Origin of the sequence: Mycobacterium paraffinicum, assembly GCF_001907675.1 — a bacterium.
Lineage (GTDB): Bacteria > Actinomycetota > Actinomycetes > Mycobacteriales > Mycobacteriaceae > Mycobacterium > Mycobacterium paraffinicum_A.
Window position 1 is genome coordinate 64,505 of the sequence record NZ_MPNT01000020.1, and the last position, 26,432, is coordinate 90,936.

Below are 26,432 nucleotides of genomic sequence, written 5' to 3' on the forward strand. Positions count from 1 at the left end.
CGCCACCGCCACCGTCGCCATCGTCGGCACAGCCAGCACTAGAGCGCCCGGACGGTGCCGGTCAGGTGCGGATAGCCCTTGGCGATGTTGCGCAGCGAGATGTCCCAGCCGTCATGGGTTTCGTCGATGTACAGTCCCGCGGTGGCGGGCAGTATCAGCGGCTTGCCGAACCGCACCGAATACTTCACCGCGTCCGGCAGCCGCGCCTCGATGTTTGCCAATACCGCTGCGGCGCTGAACATCCCGTGCGCGATGACGGTGGGGAAGCCGAACAGCTTGGCCGCGATCGGGTTGGTGTGGATCGGGTTGTGGTCGCCGCTGACCGCGGCGTAGCGCCGGATCAGGCCGGGGCTGACGCGCACGACGGTGCTGGGCGGCGGCAGCTTGGGCTGCTTCTGTGGCGGCGGCTTGGGCTCGTCGGACAGGCTGGTGCGTTGCTGGTGCAGGAAGGTCGTCACCTGATGCCACGCGGTGTCGTTGCCGACGTTCACGTCGGTCACCAGGTCGACCAACAGGCCCTTGCGATGCTCGCGCAGGTTCTCCGCGTGCACCTGCACGCCGACGGTGTCGGTGACCGCGATCGGCCGGTACTGCGTGATGTGGTTCTCCATGTGTACCGAACCCATTGCTGCGAAAGGAAAGTCGAATCCGGTCACCAGCGACATCATCGTGGGAAACGTCAACGCGAACGGGTAGGTCAGCGGCACATTGTTGCCGTAGCGCAGGCCGGTGACCGCCGCGTACTCGGCCACGTTCGCCTGATCGATGGGCAATTCCTCGATGGCCACCGTGCGGGTGGGCAGCTGGTTCCCGCGGGACACCAGCGGCAGTGCCCCGGCCGCCGCGCGCAGCATGTTCTTCAGTCCGCTTGGCTGGTTCATTGCGTTCTCCCGTCGCAGCTATGCGCCCAGCATCGCCTGGCCGCAGACGCGGATGACGTTGCCCGTCACCGCGTTAGAGGCCGGGCTGGCGAAGTAGGCGATGGCCTCCGCGACGTCGACGGGCTGGCCGCCCTGCAGCAGCGAATTCATCCGGCGGCCCACCTCGCGCGTGGCCAGCGGGATGGCGGCCGTCATTTGGGTCTCGATGAAACCCGGCGCGACGGCATTGATCGTGATGCCCTTGGCGTACAGCTCGGGCGCCAGCGCCTGGGTGAGGCCGATCATCCCGGCCTTGGTGGTGGCGTAGTTGGTCTGCCCGCGGTTGCCCGCGATGCCGGCCATCGAGGACAGCCCGATGATCCGGCCCCCTTCGCCGATGGTGCCATTGCCCACCAGTCCTTCGGTAAGCCGGAGCGGGGCAAGGAGATTGACCGCAAGCACCGCGTCCCACCGGGCGTCGTCCATGTTGGCCAGCAACTTGTCGCGGGTGATGCCGGCGTTGTTGACCAGCACGTCGGCGCGTCCGCCGTGGTGCTCTTGCAGGTGTTCGGTGATCTTGTCCACGGCGTCGTCCGCGGTGACGTCGAGCCACAACGCGGTGCCCCCGACCCTGCTCGCCGTCTCGGCCAGCGTCTCGGCGGCCGACTCGACGTCGATCGCGACGACGCGGGCGCCGTCGCGGGCGAACACCTCCGCGATCGTCGCGCCGATGCCGCGGGCGGCGCCGGTCACGATAGCGACCTTGCCGTCCAGCGGCCGCTCCCAGTCGGCCGGCGGCGTGGAGTCGGCCTCGCCGACGTAGAACACCTGGCCGTCCACGTAGGCCGACTTGGCCGACAGGATGAATCGCATGGTCGATTCCAGGCCCGTCGCAGCGGGTTTGGCGCCGGGCGACACGTAGACCAGCGCCACCGTGGTGCCGTTGCGCAACTCCTTGCCCAGCGAGCGGGTGAATCCCTCCAAGGCGCGCTGCGCGATCCGCTCGTGCGGGCTGCCGGCGGCGTCGGGCGTGGTGCCCACCACGGCGACGCGCGCGGAGTGGCCCAGGTTGCGCAGCAGCGGCGTGAAGAACTCGTACAGCCCTCGGAGGCCTTCCGGCGTAGTGATGCCGGTGGCGTCGAACACCAGGCCGCCGAACTGGTCGGCCCAGCGTCCGCCGAGGTTGTTGCCGACCAGTTCGTAGTCCTTGTCCAGCGCGGCACGCAGCGGCTCGACGATTCGCCCCTCACCGCCGATCAGCAGCGCGCCGGCCAGGGGTGGATCGCCGGGCCGGTAACGGCGCAGCGTCTCGGGCTGCGGGACCCCGAGCTGCTTAGCGAGAAACGATCCAGGACCGGAATTGACAACCTGAGAAAACAGATCGGACGAGACCTTGGGAGCCACCGGAGCTACCTTCCATGTGCTTGCGAAGTCGGGGTGTGCCTACAGCACAACCGTATCGGGGACGAACTTACTTCAGAGTAAGAACAGTGGGTAGTATGGCCCCAGACGGGCATACCAAAACCGACAGACGGCAGATAACGGCAGATAACACGGAGAAGACAGTGGCTCCTGCAAGTTCCGAGGCAAGCAACCAGCGCAGTTCGCAGCGCCGACCCGTCGCCGTGCTGGGCGGCAACCGCATTCCGTTCGCCCGGTCCGACGGCGCGTACGCCGAGGCGTCCAACCAGGACATGTTCACCGCCGCGCTGGGTGGACTGGTCGACCGCTTCGGACTGGCCGGCGAGCGGCTGGGCGTGGTGGTCGGCGGCGCCGTGCTCAAGCACAGCCGGGACTTCAACCTCACCCGCGAATGCGTGCTGGGCTCCGAGCTGTCGTCGTACACGCCGGCGTTCGACCTGCAGCAGGCGTGCGGCACCGGCCTGCAGGCCGCCATCGCCGCGGCCGACGGCATCGCGTCCGGGCGTTACGACGTCGCCGCCGCCGGCGGGGTGGACACCACCTCGGACCCGCCGATCGCCCTGGGTGACAACCTGCGCCGCACACTGCTCAAGTTGCGCCGGTCCAAGTCCAACGTCCAGCGGCTGAGGCTGGTGGGCACGCTGCCCGCGAACCTGGGCATCCAGATCCCGGTCAACAGCGAGCCGCGCACCGGGCTTTCCATGGGCGAGCACCAGGCGATCACCGCCAAGCAGATGGGCATCAAGCGCGTCGACCAGGACGAACTGGCCGCGGCCAGCCACCGCAACATGGCCGCCGCCTACGATCGCGGTTTCTTCGACGACCTCGTCACCCCGTTCCTCGGGCTGTACCGCGACGACAACCTGCGCCCGGACTCGTCGGCCGAGAAGCTGGCGAAGCTCAAGCCGGTGTTCGGCGTGAAGTCCGGGGACGCGACGATGACGGCCGGCAACTCCACCCCGCTGACCGACGGCGCCTCCGTCGCACTGCTGGCCTCCGAGGAGTGGGCCTCAGCCCACTCGCTGACGCCGCTGGCGTTCCTGGTGGATGCGGAGACCGCGGCCGTGGACTACGTCAACGGCCGCGACGGCCTGCTGATGGCACCCACCTACGCGGTGCCGCGGCTGCTGGCCCGTAACGGGCTGAGCCTGCAGGACTTCGACTTCTACGAGATCCATGAGGCCTTCGCCTCGGTGGTGCTGGCGCACCTGCAGGCGTGGGAGTCGGAGGACTACTGCAAGGAGCGGCTGGGCCTGGACGCCGCGCTCGGCTCGATCGACCGGTCGAAGCTCAACGTCAACGGGTCGTCACTGGCGGCCGGGCATCCCTTCGCCGCCACCGGCGGGCGGATCCTGGCCCAGGCGGCCAAGCAGCTCGCCCAGAAGAAGGCGGAGCAGAAGGGTGGGGGCAAGCCGCTGCGTGCGCTGGTCTCCATCTGCGCCGCCGGTGGCCAGGGCGTGGCCGCGATCCTCGAGGCCTGAGCGCCTCTCCGCGTTGGCGGTTTCATGAAATCGGTCACAGCGGGTTAGCAATCCGGGCGGTTGGGTATCCGTATGCGCGGATGGCCCCGTGTTGTGGTCTGACCCCCCGACCCCGACGGCAATACGGGGCATCCCTGGAACGGCCGCCGGTCGGCGTGGACGGGCGTACGAGAAGGGCCGCCGCTGGAGTGAGGGGATCCAGCGGCGGCCTTTTTGTGCCGCCCGTGCCCAAAGCCCTAGCTCAAAGCAAAAGCCCCGCTCCCATCCGGAAGCGGGGCTTTCGACTTGCCTTCAGAAGTGCCTGTCAGAAGGCGGCTTCGTCGAGCTCCATGATGTCGTTGTCCAGCGTCTCGATCACCTCGCGGGTGCTGGCCAGCAGCGGCAGGAAGTTCTTCGCGAAGAACGAGGCCACCGCGATCTTGCCCTCGTAGAAGGACCGCTCCTCGCCGCTGGCGCCGGCGTCCAGCGCCTGTACGGCCACGGCGGCCTGACGCTGCAGCAACCAGCCGATGATCAGGTCGCCGACGCTCATCAGGAAGCGCACCGAACCCAGGCCCACCTTGTAGAGGCTGGTCACGTCTTCCTGCGCCGCCATCAGGTAACCGGTCAGCGTGGCCGCCATCGACTGGACGTCGGCCAGGGCCTTCGCCAACAGCTCGCGCTCGGACTTCAGCCGCCCGTTGCCGGACTCGCTGTCCACGAACTTCTGGATCTCGCCCGAGACGTGGGCCAGCGCCACACCCTTGTCGCGGACGATCTTCCGGAAGAAGAAGTCCTGCGCCTGGATGGCCGTGGTGCCCTCGTAGAGGGAGTCGATCTTCGCGTCCCGGATGTACTGCTCGATCGGGTAGTCCTGCAGGAAGCCGGACCCACCGAAGGTCTGCAGGCTCTCGGTCAGCTTGGCGTAGGCCTGCTCGGAACCGACACCCTTGACCACCGGCAGCATCAGGTCGTTGACCTTCACCGCCAGCTCGGCGTCCACGCCGTGCACCGCCTCGGCGACCGCCGCGTCCTGGTAGGTCGCGGTGTACAGGTACAGCGCACGCAGACCCTCGGCGTAGGCCTTCTGGGTCATCAGCGACCGGCGCACGTCGGGGTGGTGCGTGATGGTCACCCGCGGGGCGGTCTTGTCGGTCATCTGCGTCATGTCGGCGCCCTGCACGCGGGACTTGGCGTACTCCAGCGCGTTCAGGTAGCCGGTCGACAGGGTGGCGATGGCCTTGGTGCCCACCATCATGCGGGCCTGCTCGATGACCTCGAACATCTGCGCGATGCCGTTGTGCACCTCGCCGACGAGCCAGCCCTTGGCGGGCACGTCGTGCTGACCGAAGGACAGCTCACAGGTGGCCGAAACCTTCAGGCCCATCTTGTGCTCGACGTTGGTCACGAAGACGCCGTTGCGCTCGCCCAGCTCGCCGGTCTCGAAGTCGAACAGGAACTTGGGTACGAAGAACAGCGACAGGCCCTTGGTGCCCGGACCCGCGCCCTCGGGGCGGGCCAACACCAGGTGGAAGATGTTCTCGAACAGGTCGCCGGAGTCGGCCGAGGTGATGAACCGCTTCACGCCCTCGATGTGCCACGAGCCGTCGTCCTGCTTGATCGCCTTGGTCCGGCCCGCGCCGACGTCGGAACCGGCGTCCGGCTCGGTCAGCACCATGGTGGAGCCCCATCCGCGCTCGGCGCAGATCACGGCCCACTTCTTCTGCTCCTCGGTGCCGAGGTGGTAGAGGATGTTGGCGAACCCGGCGCCGCCGCCGTACATCCACACGGCGGGGTTGGCGCCGAGCAGGTGCTCGTGCAGCGCCCACACCAGGGCCCGGGGCATCGGCATGCCGCCGAGCACCTCGTCGATGCCGACCTTGTCCCACCCGGCGTCGGTGACGGCCTTGACCGACTTCTTGAACGACTCGGGCAGCGTCACCGAGTGGGTCTTCGGGTCGAAGACCGGCGGGTTGCGGTCACCCTCGACGAACGACTCGGCGATGGGCCCCTCGGCCAGCCGGCTGATCTCTGACAACATTTCGCGCGCGGTGTCGACGTCCAGATCGCTGTAGTCGCCGGCGCCCAAAGCCTTCTCAACGCCCAAGACCTCGAACAGGTTGAACACCTGGTCACGGACGTTGCTCTTGTAGTGGCTCACTACGGTTTCCTCCTCGTTGAGAATGCCACTTGTGGTTGGGTACTACTTCTAAGTTACCCACCAGTAACACCGCTAAAATATCGCTCTCGGACAGTTCAACGCAAGTCAATGTGAGCTAGATTTCATCACCTAATTAACCAACCGGTTGGGAAGCCCGCGCGGAGCTGCTGACCTGCGACGATAACGAAACGGAACTCAAACTATGGGATGCATCACCACCCTGCCCGTAGTGGATCTGCGCTCGTCGGTGGCCGAATTGCGGCGGGCGCTGCGCGAGGCCGCGCACGAGGTGGGGTTCTTCTACCTGGCCGGCCATGGCGTGCCCGAGGGGCTCTCCCACCGGATGCTGGAGGCGGCGCGCAGGCTGTTCGAGCTGCCCGACGCCGAGAAGGAAGCGGTCGCCATGGTGCGCAGCCCGCACTTTCGCGGCTACACCCGGCTGGGCGGCGAGCTGACCCGCGGCGAGGTGGACTGGCGGGAGCAGATCGACATCGGGCCCGAACGCGCACCCGTCGGGGGCCCCGGCAAGCCCGACTACCTGTGGTTACAGGGACCCAACCAGTGGCCGGCTTCGATGCCCGAGCTGCCCGGGATCATCGCCGACTGGGACACCGCGCTGTCCGGGGTGGCCCGCACTCTGCTCCGGCACTGGGCGGCGTCCCTGGGCAGCCCGCCGGACGTGTTCGACCCCGCCTTCGCCGAGACGCCCGCCACCCTGATCAAGATCGTGCGCTACCCGCGCAGCGCGGCCTCACCGCAGGGCGTGGGCCCGCACAAGGACTCCGGGGTGTTGACGCTGCTGCTGGCCGAGCCGGGCAGCCGCGGGCTGCAGGTACGCCGGCCCGGCACCGACGAGTGGATCGACGTGCCACCCACCGACGGCGCCTTCGTCGTCAACATCGGTGAGTTGTTGGAGGTGGCGACGGGGGGCTACCTGCGGGCCACGGAGCACCGGGTGACTCTGGACGGGCAGGCGGCGGACCGGGTCTCGGTGCCGTACTTCTTCAACCCGCGCCTGGACGCGCAGATCCCCGTGCTGACGCTGCCCCCCGAACTGCGCGCTCGTGCCGGCCGCGTGGCCGACCCGGCGGATCCGATCTTCTCCGTCTATGGCCGCAACGCCTGGAAGAGCAGGTTGCGCGCGCACCCCGATGTGGCTTCAGCGCACGGATATTCGGCGGGTAGGGTCGGGGACGAGAATCCCTTTCTCGGCTCAAGGGGCGAATGAATTCCGGTGAACTCGAAGAAGAATCTGACACCATCCACACTCCGCGAGGCTTTCGGCCATTTCCCCTCGGGGGTGGTGGCCATCGCCGCCGAAGTCCAGGGCACCCGGGAGGGTCTGGCCGCCAGCACCTTTGTCCCGGTCTCCCTGGAGCCGCCGCTGGTGTCGTTCTGCGTGCAGAACACGTCGACGACGTGGCCCAAGCTCAAAGACCTGCCCATGCTGGGCATCAGCGTGCTCGGCGAGGCTCACGACGAGGCCGCGCGAATGCTGGCCGCCAAGACCGGGGACCGGTTCGCCGGCCTTCAGACCGAGTCCCGGGAGAGCGGTGCGGTGTTCATCAAAGGCACCGCCCTGTGGCTGGAGAGCGCGATCGAGCAGCTGATCCCGGCCGGGGACCACACGATCGTGGTGCTCCGGGTGAAGGAAGTCACCATCGACGCGGACGTCGCGCCGATCGTGTTCCATCGCAGCACGTTTCGGCGCCTTGGCGCCTGAGACTACGGGCGGCGGCTGAGTTCGGCCCGGAAGCCGGCTATCCGCTGCTCGATCTCCGCGGCGTCGTCGTGGCGGCCTTCCTTGCGCGCAAGGTCGGCGCGGACCGACAACTCCCGGATGGCGGTTCGAATTTCGTTGACGCTAGTGGTTTCTCGCATATCTCCCACGCTGCTTTTCGGTTGGGGGCAGACCGCCGGGCTTCGGCCCGACAGGGTGATATGCGGATACCCGGCGCACCGGGTGGGCTAACGCCCGGTCAGCGCCGGAACAGCTTGTTGCCCAACCACACCACCGGGTCGTACTTGCGGTCGGCGACCCGCTCTTTCATCGGGATCAGTGCGTTGTCGGTGATCTTGATGTTCTCCGGGCAGACCTCGGTGCAGCACTTGGTGATGTTGCAGTAGCCCAGGCCGTGTTGCTCCTGCGCCTGATTGCGCCGGTCCAGCGTGTCCAGCGGGTGCATCTCGAGTTCAGCGATCCGCATCAGGAAGCGCGGCCCGGCGAACGCCTTCTTGTTCTCCTCGTGGTCGCGGACCACGTGGCACACGTTCTGGCACAGGAAGCACTCGATGCACTTACGGAACTCCTGCGAGCGTTGCACGTCGGCCTGCGCCATCCGGTACTCGCCCGGCTGCAGGTCCTTCGGCGGCGCGAAGGCGGGGATCTCGCGCGCTTTCTCGTAGTTGAAGGAGACGTCGGTGACCAGGTCGCGGATCACCGGGAACGTCCGCAGCGGCGTCACGGTCACCACCTCGTCCTCGGCGAACGTGGACATCCGGGTCATGCACAGCAACCGCGGCACCCCGTTGATCTCCGCCGAGCAGGAACCGCACTTGCCCGCCTTGCAGTTCCACCGCACGGCGAGGTCGGGCGTCTGGGTCTGTTGCAGGCGGTGGATGATGTCGAGCACCACCTCGCCCTCGTTGACCTCCACCGTGAAGTCCTGCAGCGCGCCGTTGGCATCGTCACCGCGCCACACACGCATGGTCGCGTTGTAGGTCATTAGCCTCTCCGTCCTGGATGCTCGGCCAGCTCGTCGTCGGTGTAGTACTTCTCCAGCTCGGAGATCTCGAAGAGCTCCAGCAGATCGGATCGCATCGGCACCTGGTCCTTGCGGGTGATGCTGATGTCCGGGATCACCTCGTCGCCACCGGCGGCCTGGCAGACCAGCAGGACTTTGCGCCACCCGGAGTCCATCGACGGATGGTCGTCGCGGGTGTGGCCGCCGCGGCTTTCGGTGCGCTCGAGCGCCGCCTTGGCGACGCACTCGCTGACCAGCAGCATGTTGCGCAGGTCGATGGCCAGGTTCCAGCCCGGGTTGTACCGGCGTCCGCCCTCCACGTGCAGGTTCTTGAACCGCTCGCGCAGCTTGTCCAGGCGGCCCAGCGCCTCGGAGATCTCGTCCGCGTTGCGGATGATGCCCACGAGGTCGTTCATCGACTGCTGCAGCTCGAGCTGCAGCGTGTAGGGGTTCTCTGCCGGAGCGCCGCCGGCCGGTGCCTCGAAGGGAGACAGCGCCCGCTTCGACGCCGTCTCGACGGCCTCGGCCGAGACGGTCGGACGGCTGCTCAGCGCACGCACGTAGTCGGCGGCGCCCAGGCCCGCGCGCCGGCCGAAGACCAGCAGGTCCGACAGGGAGTTGCCGCCCAGCCGGTTGGAGCCGTGCATGCCGCCGGAGCACTCGCCCGCGGCGAACAGGCCCGGGACGGTGGCCGCGCCGGTGTCGGCGTCCACCTCGACGCCGCCCATCACGTAGTGGCAGGTGGGCCCGACTTCCATCGGCTCCTTGGTGATGTCGACGCCGGCCAGCTCCTTGAACTGGTGGTACATCGAGGGCAGCCGCCGCTTGATCTCCTCGGGCGTCAACCGGGACGCGATGTCGAGGAACACGCCGCCGTGCGGGCTGCCACGGCCGGCCTTGACCTCCGAGTTGATCGCTCGGGCGACCTCGTCGCGGGGCAGCAGGTCGGGGGTGCGGCGGGCCGAGTCGTTGTCCTTGAGCCACTGGTCGGCCTCTTGCTCGGACTCGGCGTACTGACCCTTGAACACCGGCGGGATGTAGTCGAACATGAACCGCTTGTTGTCGGAGTTCTTCAGCACCCCGCCGTCACCGCGGACACCTTCGGTGACGAGGATCCCCTTCACGCTGGGCGGCCACACCATGCCCGTCGGGTGGAACTGGACGAACTCCATGTTGATCAGCGACGCGCCCGCCCGCAGCGCCAGTGCGTGCCCGTCGCCGGTGTACTCCCACGAGTTCGAGGTGACCTTGAACGACTTGCCGATGCCACCGGTGGCGAGCACCACCGCGGGCGCCTCGAACAGGACGAACTGGCCCGTCTCGCGCCAGTAGCCGAACGCGCCGGCGATCGCGTCGCCGTCCTTGATCAGTTCGGTGATGGTGCACTCGGCGAACACCTTGATGCGCGCCTCGTAGTCGCCGAGCTCGGCGAAGTCCTCCTGCTGCAGCGAGACGATTTTCTGCTGCATGGTGCGGATCAGCTCCAGGCCGGTGCGGTCACCGACGTGCGCCAGGCGTGGGTAGGTGTGGCCGCCGAAGTTGCGCTGGCTGATCTTGCCGTCCTTGAGGCGATCGAACAGCGCCCCATAGGTTTCCAGCTCCCAGACGCGGTCCGGCGCCTCCTTGGCGTGCAGCTCGGCCATCCGCCAGTTGTTGAGGAACTTCCCCCCGCGCATCGTGTCGCCGAAGTGGGTCTTCCAGTTGTCCTTCGGGTTGGTGTTGCCCATCGACGCCGCACAGCCGCCCTCGGCCATCACCGTGTGGGCCTTGCCGAACAGCGACTTGCACACCACCGCGACCTTGAGGCCGCGTTCCCGCGCCTCGATGACCGCACGCAGCCCCGCGCCGCCGGCGCCGATGACGACTACGTCGTAGGCATGCCGCTCGACCTCAACCATGAAAACCCTCGCTAGCTAAGTTCCGGAATTGTTGTTCGAATGGCTTCTCAGCCAACAAATCTGAGGTCGCCGATGGTGTTGCTGGCCACCAGCGCGATGTAGAAGTCGGTGAGCATCAGGGTGCCCAGCGTGACCCAGGCGTACAGCTTGTGTCGGGTGTTGATCTTGCTGACCTGGGTCCAGATCCAGTACCGCACAGGGTGCTTGGAGAAGTGCTTGAGCCGCCCGCCGGTGACGTGCCGGCAGGAATGGCAGGACAGCGTGTAGACCCACAGCATGATGACGTTGCCGACCATGATCAGGTTGCCCAGGCCGAACCCGAAGCCGTGCGGCCCGGAGTCGGAGTGGAAACCGATGATCGCGTCGTAGGTGTTGATCACCGAGATGATGCCGGCAATGTAGAAGAAGTAGCGGTGGGTGTTCTGGACGATCAGCGGGAACCTGGTCTCGCCCGTGTAGTGGACGCGCGGTTCGGCCACCGCGCAGGCACTGGGCGACTGCCACACCGTGCGGTAGTAGGCGCCGCGGTAGTAGTAGCAGGTGAGCCGGAACAGCAGCAGGAACGGCAGCGTCAGCGCCGCGTACGGCAACCACCACACGTCCGGCAGGATCTGCGGCCAGAAGTCGCCGGCCTCGCCGCACGCCTTGCTCACGCAGGGTGAGTAGAACGGCGTCAGGTAGTGGTACTTGGGGACGAAGAAGTAATCCTGCTGGAACGCGCGCACGGTCGCGTAGATAACGAACGCGGCGAAGCCCAGGTCGATCCGCAGCGGCGACATCCACCACCGGTCGGTGCGCAGGGTGCGTTGCGGGATGCGGGCGCGCGTGGGTGAAAAGACACCTGACGCAGGACGGTTCGCCGTGGGTGCGCTCATCTAGTGTTCCTCTTCGAACGGGCTGTTGGTCGAAGGGTACACAGAGAGCACCCCCTGGATTCCGGGGGGCTTGTGTTGTCCGGGGTTGTCAGGACCTGCTGTGACCCCCGACACCCTCGTCGTCGACATCGCGCCAGAAGTCGCTGTCGTACTGGGTGTCGGGAATGACGATCTTGTCGCCGGACTGCTGCACGGTGGCGCGCGCCAAATCCAGTTCGGACACATCGGTGTCGAGCAGTTCGACGTCGGACAGGATCCGGTCGGCGTCGATCACGATCCGCCGCATCGCCGGGCTGTCGCCGTAGCGACTCTTCAACGAGCCCACGCACCTCCGCAGGCCGCCGATGAGGTCGTGCAGTTCGGCGAGTTCGGTCGTGGTGCTCAACGGATCTCCTCGGGCAGGCGGTGTTACGGATCACAGTACGCTTTTGAATACTATCCACCGCACAGCCCGGATGTCAGACGGAATGCTTGGTGGCGACCGAGGAGCAAACTCCTCATCGGCGGTCAAACCGCCGCGGCGCGCCACGGCGCTGCCCGTTCGCCGCCGGGGCAGCGGCAGCCACCCGCTAACAGATCCCTCGGCAAACCGGACGGGCGGGGGATGTCGTTCGACGACGTGCTGGCGGCCCGGAAAAAGAGGGGCTCAGATCACGATCGCCGTCGAGGCCCGGTGTCGGTGGGCATCGAATCCGGCTACGGGCGCTGGGCCCGGCGAGCTGCCCCTGCCGGTCGACGCGATCGCGCTGACCGATCGGGACAGCCCGGCGACAGTCGCGCAGCTGGGTGCCGCGCGACTCAACTCGAGTGGAATCCGCTGTGCGGCAAGCGAACCCGGGGGGTCAACGGCCCCGCCGGATCGCTGCCTATCCCCTACTTGGTGATCTCGATGCGCTGCGCCTGGTTTCCGGCGTACGCGCCGGCCACCCGCACGGTCAGCACGCCGGCGTCATACGAGGCCGTGATGGCGTCCCCGGTGACGTGGGCCGGCAGCTGGAACGAGCGACGGAAGGAGCCGTACCGGACCTCCCGCAGCGTGCGCCCGTGCTTCTCCTCGGCGTGCTCGTCGCGGCGTTCGCCGTGGATCACGAGCCGGCCGCGGTCGACCTCGACATTGACGTCCTTCTCGACGTCGACACCGGGGAGCTCGACCCGTACGACCGCGTCGTCGCCGTCCTTGACGATCTCGGCGGAGGGGCTGAAACCGCTGGTGGCTGGCTTGTACCAGTCCGCAGCGGCGGCCGGGCCGAAGAAGTCGCGCAACCACCGGTCGGTGTTCCAGGCCGGCCGCGACCACAATGCGACGTTACTCATGGCGATCTCCTTGTGCTTCCTTGAGCTTTGTTGTGGATTTGCTGTGTCCGGCGCCCTTCCGGCCGGCTGTAAGGAGAAACATGAGTCGACCACGCTAAAGTTCCACCAAGGCGTTCGCCGTGGGCGAACGAATATTCACAGGGCTCCCTGTGAATTGTGAGATCCTCGTCATAGGACCGTCACATTGAGCGAAACCGCGGTAATTTCCCGCCGCTAACCTCAAAGCCATGGCTGCAGACGGGATTTCGCGCGCGCACTGTGCGGGCCGTCACATCGTCGTAGTCGGGCACGGCATGGTGGGGCATCGGCTGGTCGAAGCGCTGCGCGCGCGCGACACCGAGGGATTGTGGCGCATCACTGTTTTCGCCGAGGAGGCGGACGCGGCCTACGACCGCGTCGGGCTGACCTCGTACACCGAGAGCTGGGACCGCAAGCTGCTGGCGCTGCCGGGCAACGACTACGCGGGTGACGAACAGGTTCGATTGGTACTGAACGCTCGCGTTACCGAAATCGATCGGCAAGCGAAGGCGGTGGTGACGGCCGACGGGCAGCGGCACGGCTACGACACTCTGGTCTTGGCCACCGGCTCGTACGCGTTCGTCCCGCCGGTGCCCGGCCACGACCTCCCGGCGTGCCACGTGTACCGCACGCTGGACGACCTCGACGCCATTCGGGCCGACGCCCAGCGCACGGTCCAGGCCGGTCGCGCCCCGGCGGGTGTGGTCATCGGCGGCGGCCTGCTCGGTCTGGAAGCCGCCAATGCGCTGCGCCAGTTCGGGTTGCAGACGCACGTCGTCGAGATGATGCCGCGTCTGATGGCCCAGCAGATCGACGAGGGCGGCGGCGCGTTGCTGGCCAAGATGATCGGTGAGCTCGGCATCGCGGTCCACGTCGGCACCGGCACGGAGTCGATCGAAGCGATCGATCACTCGGACGGCGTCTCGTCGGTGCGGGTGCGCCTGACCGACGGCGAGGTCATCGACGCGGGGCTGGTCATCTTCGCCGCCGGCATCCGGCCGCGCGACGAGCTGGCCAGGACCGCAGGTCTGGAGCTCGCCCCGAGGGGTGGCGTGCTCACGGATTTGGCTTGCCGCACAAGCGATCCGGACATCTATGCGGTCGGTGAGGTCGCTGCGATCGAGGGCCGGTGCTACGGCCTGGTGGGTCCCGGGTACACCTCCGCCGAGGTGGTGGCCGACCGCCTGCTGGACGGTGCCGCGGAGTTCGGCGAGGCCGACCTGTCGACCAAGCTCAAGCTGCTCGGCGTCGACGTCGCCAGCTTCGGTGACGCGATGGGGGTCACCGAGAACTGCCTCGAGGTCGCCATCAACGACGCGGTCAAGCGGACCTACGCCAAGCTGGTGCTGTCCGACGACGCGAAGACCCTGCTCGGCGGTGTCCTGGTCGGCGACGCCTCGTCGTACGGGGTGCTGCGGCCGATGGTCGGCAGCGAGCTGCCGGGGGATCCGCTCGCGCTGATCGCGCCGGTGTCCGGTGAGGCGCCTGCGCTGGGAGTCGGCGCGCTGCCGGACTCCGCGCAGATCTGCTCGTGCAACAACGTCACCAAGGGCGACCTGAAGTGCGCGATCGGCAACGGCTGCGTCGACGTGCCGTCGCTCAAGTCGTGCACTGCGGCCGGCACCTCGTGTGGCTCGTGCGTGCCGCTGCTCAAGCAGTTGCTGGAAGCCGAGGGCGTGGAGCAGTCCAAGGCGCTGTGCGAGCACTTCACCCAGTCGCGCGCGGAGCTCTTCGAAATCATCTCCGCCACCGAGATCCGCACCTTTTCCGGCCTGCTGAAGCGCTTCGGCCGCGGAAAGGGTTGCGACATCTGCAAACCCGTGGTCGCGTCCATCCTGGCGTCCACCGGCTCTGAACACATCCTCGAGGGCGAGCAGGCCTCGCTGCAGGATTCCAACGACCACTTCCTGGCCAACATCCAGAAGAACGGCAGCTACTCGGTGGTGCCCCGGGTTCCCGGCGGTGACATCAAGCCCGAACACCTGATCCTGATCGGCCAGATCGCGCAGGACTTCGGGCTCTACACCAAGATCACCGGCGGTCAGCGGATCGACATGTTCGGCGCCCGGGTGGACCAGCTACCTGAGATCTGGCGACGGCTGGTCGACGGTGGCATGGAGTCCGGCCACGCCTACGGCAAGGCGCTGCGCACGGTGAAGAGCTGCGTCGGCACCGACTGGTGCCGCTACGGCCAGCAGGATTCGGTGCAGCTCGCCATCGACCTGGAGCTGCGGTACCGGGGCCTGCGGGCGCCGCACAAGATCAAGATGGGCGTCTCGGGTTGTGCGCGGGAGTGCGCCGAAGCCCGCTCCAAGGACGTCGGCGTGATCGCCACCGAGAAGGGCTGGAACCTCTACGTCGCCGGCAACGGCGGCATGACGCCCAAGCACGCCCAGCTGCTCGCCAGCGACCTGGACACCGAAACGCTGGTTCGCTATGTCGACCGGTTCGTCATGTACTACATCCGCACCGCCGACCGGTTGCAGCGCACCGCGCCATGGGTCGATTCGCTCGAGGGCGGACTCGACCACGTGCGCGAGGTTGTCTGCGAGGACTCGCTGGGGCTGGCGCAGGAATTCGAGGCCGCCATGGAGCGGCACGTACAGAACTACAAGTGTGAATGGAAGGGCGTGCTGGACGACCCGGACAAGCTGTCGCGGTTCGTCTCGTTCGTCAACGCCCCGGGCGCCGTCGACTCGACGGTGGCGTTCACCGAGCGCGCCGGCCGCAAAATCCCTGTCTCCATTGGGATGCCGAAGATCCGTGCGGGGGTTGGAGAGGAATCATGACACTTCTCAACGACGTTGCGGTGTGGACGACGGCCTGCGAGTACGACCGCCTGATCCCGGGTCGTGGGGTTGGCGTGCTCCTCGACGATGGCTCCCAGGCGGCGTTGTTCCGGCTGGACGACGGCGAGGTGTACGCCGTGGGCAACGTCGACCCGTTCTCCGGCGCGGCGGTGCTTTCGCGTGGCATCGTGGGGGACCGCGGGGGGCGCGTGACGGTTCAATCGCCGATCCTCAAGCAGGCCTTCTCGCTGGAAGACGGTACCTGCCTGGACGATCCGAATGTCTCGGTGCCGGTGTACCCGACGCGCGTCACCGCCGACGGCTTCGTGCAGGTCGGTCGGATCGCCGCCTAGCGCGTGATGTCACCGACGAGGTAGCGCTGCATCGTCGGACCGATGGCGTCGACGATCGCATCGACCGACATCGAATGCAGCGGCTCGGAGCGGATGCCGTAGCGCATGATGCCCAGACCCACCAGCTGCGAGGCGCACAGCGACGCCCGCGTGGCGGCCCTGTCGGCCCCCAGAATTTTCAGCAGGGGCCCGAAGACCGGGCCGATGAACATGCTTTGCACGGTCTCGGCGGTCTTGGCCATCCCGGTGGACGCTATCGCGCTGGCGGCGAAGGGGCCGCCGCCCGCCGCGTCCCACGTGGTGATCAGCATGCGCAACGTTTGACGGCCCACCTGGTTGGCCCCGCCGGTGACGATCCGGTCGATGAATTCCGGTGTGCCGAACGGCAACCGCAGCATCTTGGCGACCGGGTCGAGCAGCCCACGCGACGGCTCTTCGCGACGGGGCATGGTGTCAGGATCGCCGCTATCGGAACAAAGATCAAGCGTCGCCGATCGTCGGCGCGCCCACCGAACGGCGCCGTCAGGCCATTATCAGGCCGCGGAATTCGGCCGCATGACCCGGTCGTGAACCACCCGCCGCGCGCTGGATCGGCGCGATGCGTGGCCGGCGGTGCGAGCGAGGACCGGTGGCATGGCCCGGCGGAATCGATGCGCGATCAGGCGGGCGAGGCCCGGGTGGGTGCCCAGCGGCCGGCTGACCAGATCGGCGCCGCAGGCGTGCAGTCGTTCCTGGAAGAGGCCGTCGGCCAGCAGGTAGGAGGCCACCACGACGCGCGCGTCGCCGCGGCGCGCCCGGCGCCGCGCCGCCTCCACCGCCTCGGGCAGCCGCGGTTCTCCCGTCGCCGCATACGCCAGGCTCACGCGCGACCCGGTCAACGCCGACACCATCGTCGCGGTGGTGTGCAGGTCGGCGTGCGCCCGGGCGTCCGACGTGCCGGCTGCCGCCAGGATCACCGAATCGCCGGGGCGCCAACCACATTGGACCAATTGGTCGCCGACGATACGGGCGACCTGACCGCTGGGGCCCAGGGCCGGTGTGACGATGGTGTCCGGGTGCCCGCTGAGCTCGACGTGGGCCGGCAGGTCGGCGCGCACGTGGTAGCCCCGCGACAGGAACGCCGGCAGCACGATCGCGGGACGGCCCGTGGCCCGCGCCCGCGACAGCACCTCGCTGGGGCTGGGCCCCAACACGTCGACGAACGCGACCTCCACCGGCCGCCCGATCAGCGAACTGGCCTGCGCGGCAAGGTCTTCGACCGTCGCGACGCCCTCGGGCCTGCGGGTGCCGTGCGCAACCAGGATCAGCGCCATGCGGAGTCAGCCCGTTGCTCGATCGCGAGCCGGTAGCCACGCTTGACCACCGTCGCGATGATGTTCTTGTCGCCCAAAGCGGTTCGCAGCCGCAGCACCGCCGTGTCGACGGCGTGCGGGTCGTTGCTGTTGCCGGGCAGCGCGCGTAACAGGTCGGCCCGCGGGACGACGTCGCCGGGGCGTTTGGCCAGCGCGCGCAATATCCCCATCCCGGAGGGCGAGAGCACCTTGATCGACCCGTCCACCAGCACGCAGGTGCCGCGGATGTCGACCGTGTGGCCGGCCGCCCGCACGGTGCACGAACCCAGCAGCGGGAGCTCCTCGGCGACATGACGGGCCAAGGCGCCCAGGCGCATTCGCTCCGGCGATGACGTCGGCACGCCCTTTCGGATCAACGGCTTGGAGGTCACCGGGCCGACGCACATCGCGTGCACTTCGCTGCGCAGCGCCCCCAGCAGTTGGTCCTCGACGTGCAGCTCGCGGCTGCGCTCCAGCACCGCGGCGGCCGCGGGTGCCGACGTGAAGGTGACCGCGTCGAACTGCCGGCCGGCGATGCCCACCACGAGCTGATCGAATGTGCCGCCCAACGGTGTTGGTTTCCACCGGTACACCCGGACGGGCACCACGTCGGCCCCCGCCAGCCGCAGGCCCCCCAGAAACTCCGGGAAGGGATCCCACGCGTCGGCGGCGCCGTGCAGCTGGACCGCCACCCGCGCGCCGGCCACCCCGGATTTTTGCAGGTATTCCAGCACCTCCTGCGAGGATTCGGAATCCGGCGACCACTCCTCGTGCAGGCCGGCGGCACGCAGCGCGCCGGTCGCCTTGGGTCCGCGCGAGACGATCCGGGCGGACGACAGGGCGGTCAGCAGCGGGGTGACCAGTCCCCACCCCTCGGCCGCAGCCAGCCAGCCCCGAAATCCGATGCCGGTGTGCGCGACCAGAATGTCGGGCGGCTCGGCGATCAATGACTCGGTGTTGCGGTGCAGTTCGTCGTCGTCGGGCAGCGCGATCATGTTGATCGCGGGCGCGCTGCACACCTCGGCGCCCTGGCGGCTGAGCAGCGCGCAGAGCTCCTCGGAGCGCCGGCTCGAGGTCACCGCGATGCGGTAACCGGTCAGCGGCGGGGAGTCCGGCTGGGCCATATTTCCTGTGTATGCCTGTCAGATTTCCGTTGCATTACCTGGCAATTGCTTGCGCATTGCCCACAATGAGGCTGGCCTCACACGCGGGCCAGTGCGTCTGCAGTCTCAGTGCCCGCGTCGACGGGCGGCGCGGGGCGGCGCGCGTACACCAGCCACGTGATCAGCGCGGCCACCACGTAGGAGCCGAGGAACGCCCAGTACGCCGACGTCTCCGTCCCGGTGGCCAGGTAGGACTGGCGCAGCGCGAGGTTGATGCCCACGCCGCCGAGCGCGCCGACCGCCGAGCAGACCCCGATCAACGATCCCGCCCTGGCGCGCGCCCAATGCCGGCGCTCGGCCTCACCCATCGCGAGCGTGCGGCTGCGCGCCTCGTAGACGGACGGGATCAGCTTGAACACCGAGCCGTTGCCCATCCCGGACAGGACGAACAGCACCATGAAGCCGGCGACGTAGCCGACCATGCTGGTCGAGCGGCCCCCGGCGTAGTGATCGTCGAATGTGTTGATGACAACGAGCAATCCGGCGGGCAGCGTCATGCCGGCGAGCACGCCGAGGGTGACCCGGCCGCCACCCTTGCGGTCGGCCAGCCGGCCGCCGTAGATCCGGGCCAGCGAACCCAGCAGCGGCCCGATGAAGGCCACCTGCGCGGCGTGTAGCGCCGCGTGTTTGGCGGATTCGCCGTTGGCCAGGAAGTTCACCTGCATCACCTGACCGAAGGCGAACGCGAAACCGATCCAGGAACCGAAGGTGCAGATGTAGAGCAGCGAGATCACGTAGGTGTCGCGCTCGAAAAGGATCGAGCGCATCGTGTCGAGCTCGGTGCCGTGGCCGACGTTGTCCATCAGCAGCGCGGCGGCGACGCCGACCACCGCCAGCATCACCAGGTACACCGCGCACACCCAGTACGGTGCCTGGTGTCCCGCCGTGGCGAGCACCAACAGCCCGACGAGCTGGATCACGGCCACCCCGAGGTTGCCGACGCCGGCGTTGACGGCCAGCGCCGACCCCTTGAGCCGTTGGGGGTAGAAGGCGTTGACGTTGGCGAGCGAGGCCGCGTAGTTGCCGCCGCCCAGCCCGGTCAGCGCGGCGCAGACCACGAACGGCCACAGCGGCAGCCCGGGATTGGCCAACAACACGATCGTGCCGGCCGTCGGGATCAGCAGCACGAACGCCGAGAAGGCGGTCCAGTTGCGGCCGCCGAAGGCGGCGATGCCCAGCGTGTAGGGGATCCGGGCCAGGGCGCCGACCAGGGTGGCGACGGCGCCCAGCAGCAACTTGTCGCCTGCGGAGAAGCCGTAGACGTGCTCGGGCATGAACAGCGCCATGACGGGCCACAGCGTCCAGATCGAGAAGGCGACGTGGTCGCCCGCGACGGTGCACAACAGGTTGCGGCGGGCGATCTTGGAGTTGCCGGCCTCCCAAGCCGCCGCGTCTTCCGGATTCCAGTCCGCGATGCGGTGATTGCGGGCCATCCGATCCTCACCTTTCGTCAACGATGAATTCGACTGTGCGCGTTGGGTTGACGGGGGAGGGCCCGCGCTCGGGGTGGCGCGCAACCCGGCGTGCATAACACTCCCTCTCGTCAGGCCCACTCACCGGCGCATCCGGGTGTACCCGCGCCAGGTGTCGCGTCGCTCACCCGCGCTGCGGGAAAGAAATATGGGCGCGGAGAATGAAGGGGCATGCCCCGCCGTGGTATTTCGATGCTCACATTCGGGGCGGGAACGGGTCAACTCAAGCGACCCGGAATCGCCTGTTAGTTCTTTGCCAGTTATCTGGTAGCTACCTGTAGGCGCCAAGCCGCGAAACTACCGCGAATTTAAGGTGATTCACGCGCGGCGCGCGCCTTGGTGTGAGCTGGAATACATTTCGGTCAGGAAAACGGCCAGCCCGCGCCGGCGGACGGCGCCTGGGCGCCCACCAGCACCCTCGGGCGTGACCAGTGCAGGCGCACCGGCTGCCCGGGGCGGACCTGGGCGATCTTGTCGATGTCCTCGTCGATCACCACGCCGACCACCGGGTAACCTCCGGTCACCGGGTGGTCAGGACCCAGGATCACCGGTAAACCGTTGGGCGGCACCTGAATTGCGCCGCGTGTGGTGCCCTCGCTGGGCAGCTGACGGTCCGGGTAGCGGCACTGCAGGGGGCGGCCCATCAATCGCATGCCCACGCGGTCGCTGCGGTCGGATGCCACCCAGTCGTTGTGCACCAGGACATCGGGGTCGACGAACCAATCGTCCCGCGGGCCGGGCACCACGCCCAGCTCGACCACGCCGCCGGGGATCGCGGCCACCGGAGCCTGGTCGAGTTCGGGGTAGTCGGGGGTGTGCTCGCCGACCGGAAGCCGACCTCCCGCACGCAGCGGCGACGGGCCGATGGCCGACAGCACGTCATAGCTGCGCGATCCCAGCACCGGCTGGACGGCGATGCCGCCACGCACCGCGAGGTAGGTCCGCAGCCCGGCGCGCGGCGTGCCGAGCGCGATCACCTGGCCGTCGCGAACGTGCTGAATGCTGTTCGTGCCGAACTTGATTCCGTCGACGGTGGGGTCGGTGTCGGCACCCGTCACCGCGATGTCGATATCGCCGCCGCGCAGCCGGGCCGCAAAACCGCCGAACGTCACCTCGACGGTGGCGCGGTCATCGGGGTTGGCCACCAGCCGGTTAGCCAGCTGATGGGCGCGCCGGTCGGCGGCCCCCGACCGGCTCACTCCCAGGTGGGCCAGACCGGGCCGGCCCAGATCCTGGACGACGGCGAGCGGTCCGGTGCGAAGGATCTCCAGGGATGGCACGGCGATCTCCTTACCTCAGACGGCCCGGAACTGAACCCACATGCCCTGCGTCAGCAGGGCCGGCGCGGGCCGTTCGAGGTCCCACAGGACCGCGTCGGTGCGGCCGATGAGTTGCCAGCCGCCCGGCGACCGGCGCGGGTAGACCGCGCTGAACTCCCCGGCCAGGCCGACCGAACCGGCGGGCACCGACGTGCGGGGCTCGGAGCGGCGCGGCACCCGCAGGCGCGCGTCGCCGTCCACCAGATACGCGAAACCCGGTGCAAATCCACTGAATCCGACGCGCCACAGGCCGCTCGTGTGGGCCTCGATCACCTCCGCGACGGTCAGCCCGGTGTGGGCAGCGACCTCGGCGAGGTCGGGGCCGTCGTAGACGACGTCGATGACCACGTCGGCACGCCGGTCCGGCTCGGCGGCCTCCTCGGCGGTGACCCGCATCTTGCGCAGTCGCTGACGGATCACGCCCTGCATCCGGGGGCCGTCAAGTTTGACCAGAACCGTCCGGGCGGCCGGGACGATGTCGACCACACCCGGCAACGCCGCGGCGCGCAGCTGAGCCGCCCACGCCAATACCTCGGCGGTGCTGCCGCATTGCAGCATCAGCGCGCTGTCGCCGAAGTCCAGCACCGTGTTGCCGACCAGTTCGGTCGGCAGGTCCTTGGGCATGTTGTCCGTCAGGTCCGTCACGCTCATTACTCGACGGTAACCCCGCCGGCTCGGGCCGGGCGAGGGGCGAGCGAGGGATTTTCGAACACTGCCAGAGCTGCCTTAGCAAACGCTCAAACCCCGCGGGCCGGGTTGGGAATTAACCGAGGATCTTGCCGAGCAGCGGCGGCAGTTGATCGGCGACCACGGGGTAGCTCAGCGGCGAGGAGAAGGCGATCGCGCCGGCCTGATCCTTGGTGGTGAAGATGTGTCGGCTCTGCGCGGCGGCCACGTCCGGGTCGGCGAGCAACGCCTTCTGGTCGTCGGGACTCTCGGTGGTCCAGATGATCACGTCGGCGGAGTCGAGCACCGCCTTGACGTGATCGCGCGGAATGACGGCGCGGTGATCCGTGCCGAAAGGCCTGATGCTGTCGGCGATCACGAGCCCCATCTGGTTCAGAAAGTCCGTGCGCCAGCCGGCCATGGTCGCGACGACGGTGCCCTGCCAGAGCGTGCCCTCCATCAGCAACGCCTTCTTGCCCGTCCAGGCGGGGTGCTCCTTGCCGACGGCGGTGAACTTCTGGTCGACGGCGTCGATCAGCGACTTCATCTGGTCGGCCTGGAACACCGCCTGGCCGATCGCGGTGGCCTGCTCCTTCCACGGCTCGAAGAAGGCGTCGCCGTCCGACTGCGGCAGGGTCGGGGCGATCGCGGACAGCTTCTGATAGGTGTCGCCGTCCACGCCGGCGTTGGTCGCCACGATCAGGTCCGGTTTGAGGCCGGCGATCTGGTCGACCGGAATCCCGTTGTCCAGGTTCAGCACCACCGGCCGCGCCCCACCGAGCTTGGGCTGAGCCCACGGCCACACCGCGAACGGCTGATCACCGAACCAGTTGGTGACGGCGATGGGCACCACGCCGACCGCGAGCAGGTCGTCCTGCTCGGTGTAGCCGGCACTGACCACCCGCTTGGGCGGCTCCTTGATGACGGTCTGGCCGAAGAGGTGGTTGATGGTCACCGATTTGCCGCCGGAGTTATCCGGCGACGGCTTGCGTGACGAGCACGCGGCGGGAGCCCCGGCGACCGCGGCGACCGCCGCAGCCCCTGCGAGCTGCAAGAATCCCCGTCGATTCCGACCCTGTCGCATCGCGTGAGATTAGCGCGTCCGGTGGCCACAACGCCCGTCGCCGCGCGGTTGCCCGGTCAGCCCAGCGGCATGCCGGCGTCCAGGAAGTCCAGCGCCCGATAGATGGTTTCGGCCGTTTTCGGCGCGCTGTCGTAGGCCGCCATCATGGCGCCGACCATCGCGCCGACGAACACCCGCACCTCGAAATCCGTTGCGGGGCGGCCGATCCGGCGGCCGATCGCCTCCGCCATGACATTCACGGTGCGGTGGTACTCGTCGTAGAGGGCGGCTTTGAGCTCGGGGATCGAGAAGATCAGCCGCTGCCGGGTGTTCTCGAACTCCAGCTGCTCGGCTGACAGGCCGGCCATCGTGGTGGCGTAGGCCCGGCGAATGGCCTGGCTCGGCGACAGCTCGGGTGGCTGGGCGTCGAACGCGGCCAGGATCAGCGGATCGAGGTCGTCGGCCAGCAGCAGCGACTCCTTGGATCCGAAGTACCGGAAGAACGTGCTGGGCGACACCTCGGCGGCCTCGGCGATCTGCTCGACGGTGGTGGCGGCGTAGCCGTTCGCGTCGAACAGGCGGAACGCCTCGCGCCGCAGGGCATGGCGGGTCTTGATCTTCTTGCGTTCCCGCAGCCCCAGAGGCTGGTCAGTCGCCGGCATGCGGCAATTCTCCCGCATTCGGGAGGCAAAAAAGTTCTGACAAGCGGGCAACGGCCGTTGCGAGATCCACTTATCTCCGCCGTAACTGCGCCCACGCGGGCCGGTAACAGACATTCCATAGCGTCGGGGAGTGACTGCAACGAGTTCTGCCGAGCCGACGGCTCCGGTCCTTGCGCCCCCGCGTCCGCCCCGCCGGGGCAGACACTGGATCGACGACTGGCGGCCCGAGGACCCCGCGTTCTGGGAGACGACCGGTAAGCCGATCGCCCGGCGCAACCTGATCTTCTCGATCTTCGCCGAGCACGTCGGGTTCAGCGTGTGGATGTTGTGGAGCATCGTGGTGGTCCAGATGACCGCGGGGCCCCACGGCCACCCGTCCGCGTCCGGCTGGGCGCTGACCGCGAGCCAGGCGCTGTGCCTGGTCGCCGTGCCCAGCGGGGTGGGAGCGCTTCTGCGCCTGCCCTACACCTTCGCGGTCCCGATCTTCGGCGGCCGCAACTGGACCACCATCTCGGCGGCGCTGCTGCTGATCCCGTGCGCGCTGCTGGCCTGGGCGGTCGCGCATCCCGGGCTCTCGTTCGGCGTCCTGGTCGCGATCGCCGCGACCGCCGGCTTCGGCGGCGGCAACTTCGCCTCGTCGATGGCCAACATCTCCTTTTTCTATCCGGAGAAGGACAAGGGCTGGGCGCTCGGCCTGAACGCGGCCGGCGGCAACATCGGGGTCGCGGTGGTGCAGAAGATCATCCCGCCCATCGTCGTCGCCGGGGGCGGGGTGGCGCTGTCGCGCGCCGGACTGTTCTATTTGCCGCTGGCCGTGGTGGCCGCCGGGTGCGCCTTCCTGTTCATGAACAACTTGTCGGAGGCGAAGGCTGACGTGAAGCCGGTGTGGCAGTCGCTGCGGCACCCCGACACCTGGGTGATGGCGCTGCTGTACATCGGCACGTTCGGCTCGTTCATCGGCTACTCGGCGGCCTTCCCGACCCTGCTCAAGACGGTGTTCGGCCGCGGCGATATCGCGTTGACCTGGGCGTTCCTCGGCGCGTGCATCGGCTCGGTCATCCGCCCCCTTGGCGGCAAGCTGGCCGACCGGGTCGGCGGGGCGCGCATCACCGCCGTCAGTTTCGTCATGCTCGCGGCGGGCGCCGCGGCGGCGCTGTGGTCGGTGAACGCCAAGAACCTGCCGCTGTTCTTCGCCAGCTTCATGTTCTTGTTCGTCGCGACCGGCATCGGCAACGGCTCGACGTACCGGATGATCTCGCGAATCTTCGTGATCAAGGGCCAGCTCGCCGGCGGCGACCCGGACACCATGGTGCACATGCGCCGGCAGGCCGCGGGCGCGCTGGGAGTCATCTCGGCGGTCGGCGCCTTCGGCGGGTTCGTTGTGCCGCTGGCCTACGCCTGGTCGAGGTCGCAGTTCGGCAGCATCGAGCCGGCGCTGCGGTTCTACGTGGGGTTCTTCCTGGCCCTGCTGGTGGTCACCTGGTACTGCTACCTGCGTAAGGGCAACGCGGTGGCGCGGGTGGGGGTATAGCGGGTTCAGCCCGACGGCTTTTGTTTGCCGCCGTACCCCTGCCCCTCCTTCTTCCAAGGGCTGTAGTCGGCGATCAGCTCCTCCTGCGGAGGTCGCTGATCGGCGGGCACGTGCTGGAGGTTGATCCGGATGCGGTACCAGATCGAACTCGGCCCGCGCATGCCGTCGACGAGGACGTCGGCCGGCTGCAGTAGGCGTGACGCGGCGGGGTGACGGCCGCGCCAGGTGTCCAGCGCGGCGAGCGCCTCGTCCTTGGTCTTGGTGCGCGCGATCTCGATGAGCGGCTTGGAGGAGACCCGCCCGCCTTCGGTGCGCGTGCCCGAGCCTTTGGGCGCGCGCTCGGGCGGGCCCATCTCCTCGGCCAGCACCAGCAGCCGATCCAGGTCGCCGACCGCGTCGTCCATCCCCTCCCACGGATCGCCCAGTTCGGCGAACCGCCGGGGGATGGTCTCGATGGTGAAGGTCTCGGGCCTGCAGCCGGCGACCTCCTCCCACAGCAGCGGCGTCGACACCCGGGCGTCCGGCGTCGCGCGAACCGAGTACGCCGACGCGACCGTGCGGTCCTTGGCGTTCTGGTTGAAGTCGACGAACACCCCCTCGCGCTCCTCCTTCCACCAGCGGCTGGTCGCCGCGTCGGGCACCCGCCGCTCGACTTCGCGGGCCACGGTCTGCGCGGCCAGCCGGACCTGCCGGAACTCCCAGCGCGGGGCGATCCGCGCGTAGATGTGAAAACCGCGCGACCCCGACGTCTTCGGCCAGGCGACCAGGCCGTAATCCTCGAGCACCTCGCGGACCACCAGCGCCACCTCGACGATCCGCTGCCAGGACACCCCGGGCATCGGATCCAGGTCGACTCGCAACTCGTCGGGGTGATCGAGGTCGTCGGCCCGCACCGGGTGCGGGTTGAGGTCGACGCAGCCCAGGTTGATCGCCCACACCAGGCCGGCGGCGTCGTGGATGACGGCCTCGGCGGCCGACGTGCCCCGGGCGTAGTGCAGTTCGGCGACGTCGACGTAGTCGGGCCGGTTCTTCGGGGCCCGCTTCTGAAACACCGCCTCTTCCGCGATGCCCTTCACGAAGCGCTTGAGGATCATCGGCCGGCCGGCCACCCCGCGCAGCGCCCCGTCGGCCACGGACAGGTAGTAGCGGACCAGGTCCGATTTGGTGAACGGCCCCGTGCCGGCGTGGGCCTCGAAGACCACCTTGTCGGGATGGGTGATCGTGACCCGGCGGCCGGCCACTTCCAATGACGCGGGACCGGTCATGTTCATCATGGTAAGTGGATGGGTACTTACCCCTCGGAATGCGACGGACGTCACATAGGGTGGATC

24 protein-coding genes are annotated in these 26,432 nt (G+C 68.2%); 6 read left to right on the top strand and 18 right to left on the bottom strand.

Translation table 11 applies throughout. From position 1 onward, the window contains the following. Positions 1 to 38 precede the first annotated feature (38 nt). Together BRW65_RS20265 and BRW65_RS20270 are read right to left on the bottom strand one after the other, a co-directional pair. Complete coding sequence (locus BRW65_RS20265; protein WP_073877593.1) at positions 39 to 881, bottom strand: MaoC/PaaZ C-terminal domain-containing protein; 843 nt, start codon at positions 879 to 881, stop codon at positions 39 to 41. A gap of 18 nt (positions 882 to 899) precedes the next feature. Continuing rightward, on the bottom strand, positions 900 to 2,264 hold the full coding sequence (locus tag BRW65_RS20270; protein ID WP_073877595.1) for a 3-oxoacyl-ACP reductase: 1,365 nt from the start codon (positions 2,262 to 2,264) through the stop codon (positions 900 to 902). Between the two features lie 161 nt (positions 2,265 to 2,425). Between BRW65_RS20270 and BRW65_RS20275 the strand changes: the two genes are divergently transcribed. Continuing rightward, positions 2,426 to 3,763, top strand: a complete 1,338-nt coding sequence (locus BRW65_RS20275) for an acetyl-CoA C-acetyltransferase (protein WP_073877597.1) — start codon at positions 2,426 to 2,428, stop codon at positions 3,761 to 3,763. 304 nt (positions 3,764 to 4,067) lie between these two features. On the opposite strand, the gene BRW65_RS20280 is transcribed toward BRW65_RS20275, so the two are convergent. Beyond that, entirely contained in the window at positions 4,068 to 5,903 is a 1,836-nt protein-coding gene (locus BRW65_RS20280; protein WP_073877598.1) for an acyl-CoA dehydrogenase, read from the bottom strand. Between the two features lie 202 nt (positions 5,904 to 6,105). Here BRW65_RS20280 and BRW65_RS20285 point away from each other — a divergent pair, with 202 nt between their 5' ends. Together BRW65_RS20285 and BRW65_RS20290 are read left to right on the top strand one after the other, a co-directional pair. Then, positions 6,106 to 7,131 (top strand): isopenicillin N synthase family dioxygenase, encoded by a 1,026-nt coding sequence (locus BRW65_RS20285; protein WP_073877600.1) that lies wholly within the window; start codon positions 6,106 to 6,108, stop codon positions 7,129 to 7,131. A gap of 6 nt (positions 7,132 to 7,137) precedes the next feature. Beyond that, positions 7,138 to 7,626, top strand: a complete 489-nt coding sequence (locus tag BRW65_RS20290) for a flavin reductase family protein (protein WP_073877602.1) — start codon at positions 7,138 to 7,140, stop codon at positions 7,624 to 7,626. A gap of 2 nt (positions 7,627 to 7,628) precedes the next feature. Here the strand turns inward: BRW65_RS20290 and BRW65_RS31830 are convergent, their stop codons facing one another. The 6 genes from BRW65_RS31830 to BRW65_RS20315 form a co-directional block, all read right to left on the bottom strand. After that, positions 7,629 to 7,784: a hypothetical protein gene (locus BRW65_RS31830; RefSeq protein ID WP_167374072.1), complete on the bottom strand. Its 156-nt coding sequence runs from the start codon at positions 7,782 to 7,784 to the stop codon at positions 7,629 to 7,631. A gap of 98 nt (positions 7,785 to 7,882) precedes the next feature. Next, positions 7,883 to 8,629: a succinate dehydrogenase/fumarate reductase iron-sulfur subunit gene (locus BRW65_RS20295; RefSeq protein WP_073877604.1), complete on the bottom strand. Its 747-nt coding sequence runs from the start codon at positions 8,627 to 8,629 to the stop codon at positions 7,883 to 7,885. Continuing rightward, the gene (locus tag BRW65_RS20300) at positions 8,629 to 10,545 is read right to left on the bottom strand and encodes a fumarate reductase/succinate dehydrogenase flavoprotein subunit (RefSeq protein WP_073877606.1); all 1,917 of its coding nucleotides are present in this window, start codon (positions 10,543 to 10,545) and stop codon (positions 8,629 to 8,631) included. The genes BRW65_RS20295 and BRW65_RS20300 overlap by 1 nt, the downstream gene beginning before the upstream one ends. Positions 10,546 to 10,592: 47 nt before the next feature. After that, positions 10,593 to 11,420: a hypothetical protein gene (locus BRW65_RS20305; RefSeq protein WP_073877607.1), complete on the bottom strand. Its 828-nt coding sequence runs from the start codon at positions 11,418 to 11,420 to the stop codon at positions 10,593 to 10,595. An 88-nt stretch (positions 11,421 to 11,508) separates the two neighbouring features. Then, on the bottom strand, positions 11,509 to 11,805 hold the full coding sequence (locus BRW65_RS20310; RefSeq protein ID WP_073877609.1) for a hypothetical protein: 297 nt from the start codon (positions 11,803 to 11,805) through the stop codon (positions 11,509 to 11,511). A 488-nt stretch (positions 11,806 to 12,293) separates the two neighbouring features. Then, positions 12,294 to 12,734 carry an Hsp20/alpha crystallin family protein gene (locus BRW65_RS20315; protein WP_073877611.1) on the bottom strand — a complete coding sequence of 147 codons (441 nt, stop codon included), beginning with the start codon at positions 12,732 to 12,734 and terminating at the stop codon, positions 12,294 to 12,296. Between the two features lie 227 nt (positions 12,735 to 12,961). Between BRW65_RS20315 and nirB the strand changes: the two genes are divergently transcribed. Next, positions 12,962 to 15,541 carry a nitrite reductase large subunit NirB gene (gene nirB, locus BRW65_RS20320; protein WP_073877613.1) on the top strand — a complete coding sequence of 860 codons (2,580 nt, stop codon included), beginning with the start codon at positions 12,962 to 12,964 and terminating at the stop codon, positions 15,539 to 15,541. Beyond that, on the top strand, positions 15,538 to 15,894 hold the full coding sequence (gene nirD, locus BRW65_RS20325; RefSeq protein WP_073877615.1) for a nitrite reductase small subunit NirD: 357 nt from the start codon (positions 15,538 to 15,540) through the stop codon (positions 15,892 to 15,894). Before nirB ends, nirD begins: the two co-directional genes overlap by 4 nt. On the opposite strand, the gene BRW65_RS20330 is transcribed toward nirD, so the two are convergent. From BRW65_RS20330 to BRW65_RS20365, 8 genes are all read right to left on the bottom strand, one after another. After that, positions 15,891 to 16,343: a hypothetical protein gene (locus tag BRW65_RS20330; protein WP_073877617.1), complete on the bottom strand. Its 453-nt coding sequence runs from the start codon at positions 16,341 to 16,343 to the stop codon at positions 15,891 to 15,893. The genes nirD and BRW65_RS20330 overlap by 4 nt on opposite strands. Before the next feature lie 84 nt (positions 16,344 to 16,427). Continuing rightward, a complete protein-coding gene (locus BRW65_RS20335; RefSeq protein WP_073877618.1) occupies positions 16,428 to 17,207 on the bottom strand; it encodes a sirohydrochlorin chelatase in 780 nt (259 codons plus the stop codon). Then, complete coding sequence (locus BRW65_RS20340) at positions 17,198 to 18,349, bottom strand: uroporphyrinogen-III synthase (protein ID WP_073877620.1); 1,152 nt, start codon at positions 18,347 to 18,349, stop codon at positions 17,198 to 17,200. Before BRW65_RS20340 ends, BRW65_RS20335 begins: the two co-directional genes overlap by 10 nt. 77 nt (positions 18,350 to 18,426) lie before the next feature. Further along, positions 18,427 to 19,821: an MFS transporter gene (locus BRW65_RS20345; protein ID WP_073877622.1), complete on the bottom strand. Its 1,395-nt coding sequence runs from the start codon at positions 19,819 to 19,821 to the stop codon at positions 18,427 to 18,429. Between the two features lie 401 nt (positions 19,822 to 20,222). After that, on the bottom strand, positions 20,223 to 21,140 hold the full coding sequence (locus BRW65_RS20350) for a 5-oxoprolinase/urea amidolyase family protein (RefSeq protein ID WP_073877623.1): 918 nt from the start codon (positions 21,138 to 21,140) through the stop codon (positions 20,223 to 20,225). Positions 21,141 to 21,155: 15 nt separating this feature from the next. After that, positions 21,156 to 21,830: a 5-oxoprolinase subunit B family protein gene (locus BRW65_RS20355; RefSeq protein WP_073877625.1), complete on the bottom strand. Its 675-nt coding sequence runs from the start codon at positions 21,828 to 21,830 to the stop codon at positions 21,156 to 21,158. A 112-nt stretch (positions 21,831 to 21,942) separates the two neighbouring features. Continuing rightward, a complete protein-coding gene (locus tag BRW65_RS20360; protein ID WP_073877627.1) occupies positions 21,943 to 22,929 on the bottom strand; it encodes an ABC transporter substrate-binding protein in 987 nt (328 codons plus the stop codon). Between the two features lie 56 nt (positions 22,930 to 22,985). Beyond that, entirely contained in the window at positions 22,986 to 23,570 is a 585-nt protein-coding gene (locus tag BRW65_RS20365) for a TetR family transcriptional regulator (protein ID WP_073877629.1), read from the bottom strand. A gap of 130 nt (positions 23,571 to 23,700) precedes the next feature. Here BRW65_RS20365 and BRW65_RS20370 point away from each other — a divergent pair, with 130 nt between their 5' ends. Beyond that, positions 23,701 to 25,101: an MFS transporter gene (locus BRW65_RS20370; protein ID WP_073877630.1), complete on the top strand. Its 1,401-nt coding sequence runs from the start codon at positions 23,701 to 23,703 to the stop codon at positions 25,099 to 25,101. A 5-nt stretch (positions 25,102 to 25,106) separates the two neighbouring features. On the opposite strand, the gene BRW65_RS20375 is transcribed toward BRW65_RS20370, so the two are convergent. After that, entirely contained in the window at positions 25,107 to 26,375 is a 1,269-nt protein-coding gene (locus BRW65_RS20375; RefSeq protein ID WP_073877632.1) for a DNA polymerase domain-containing protein, read from the bottom strand. Positions 26,376 to 26,432: the final 57 nt, after the last annotated feature.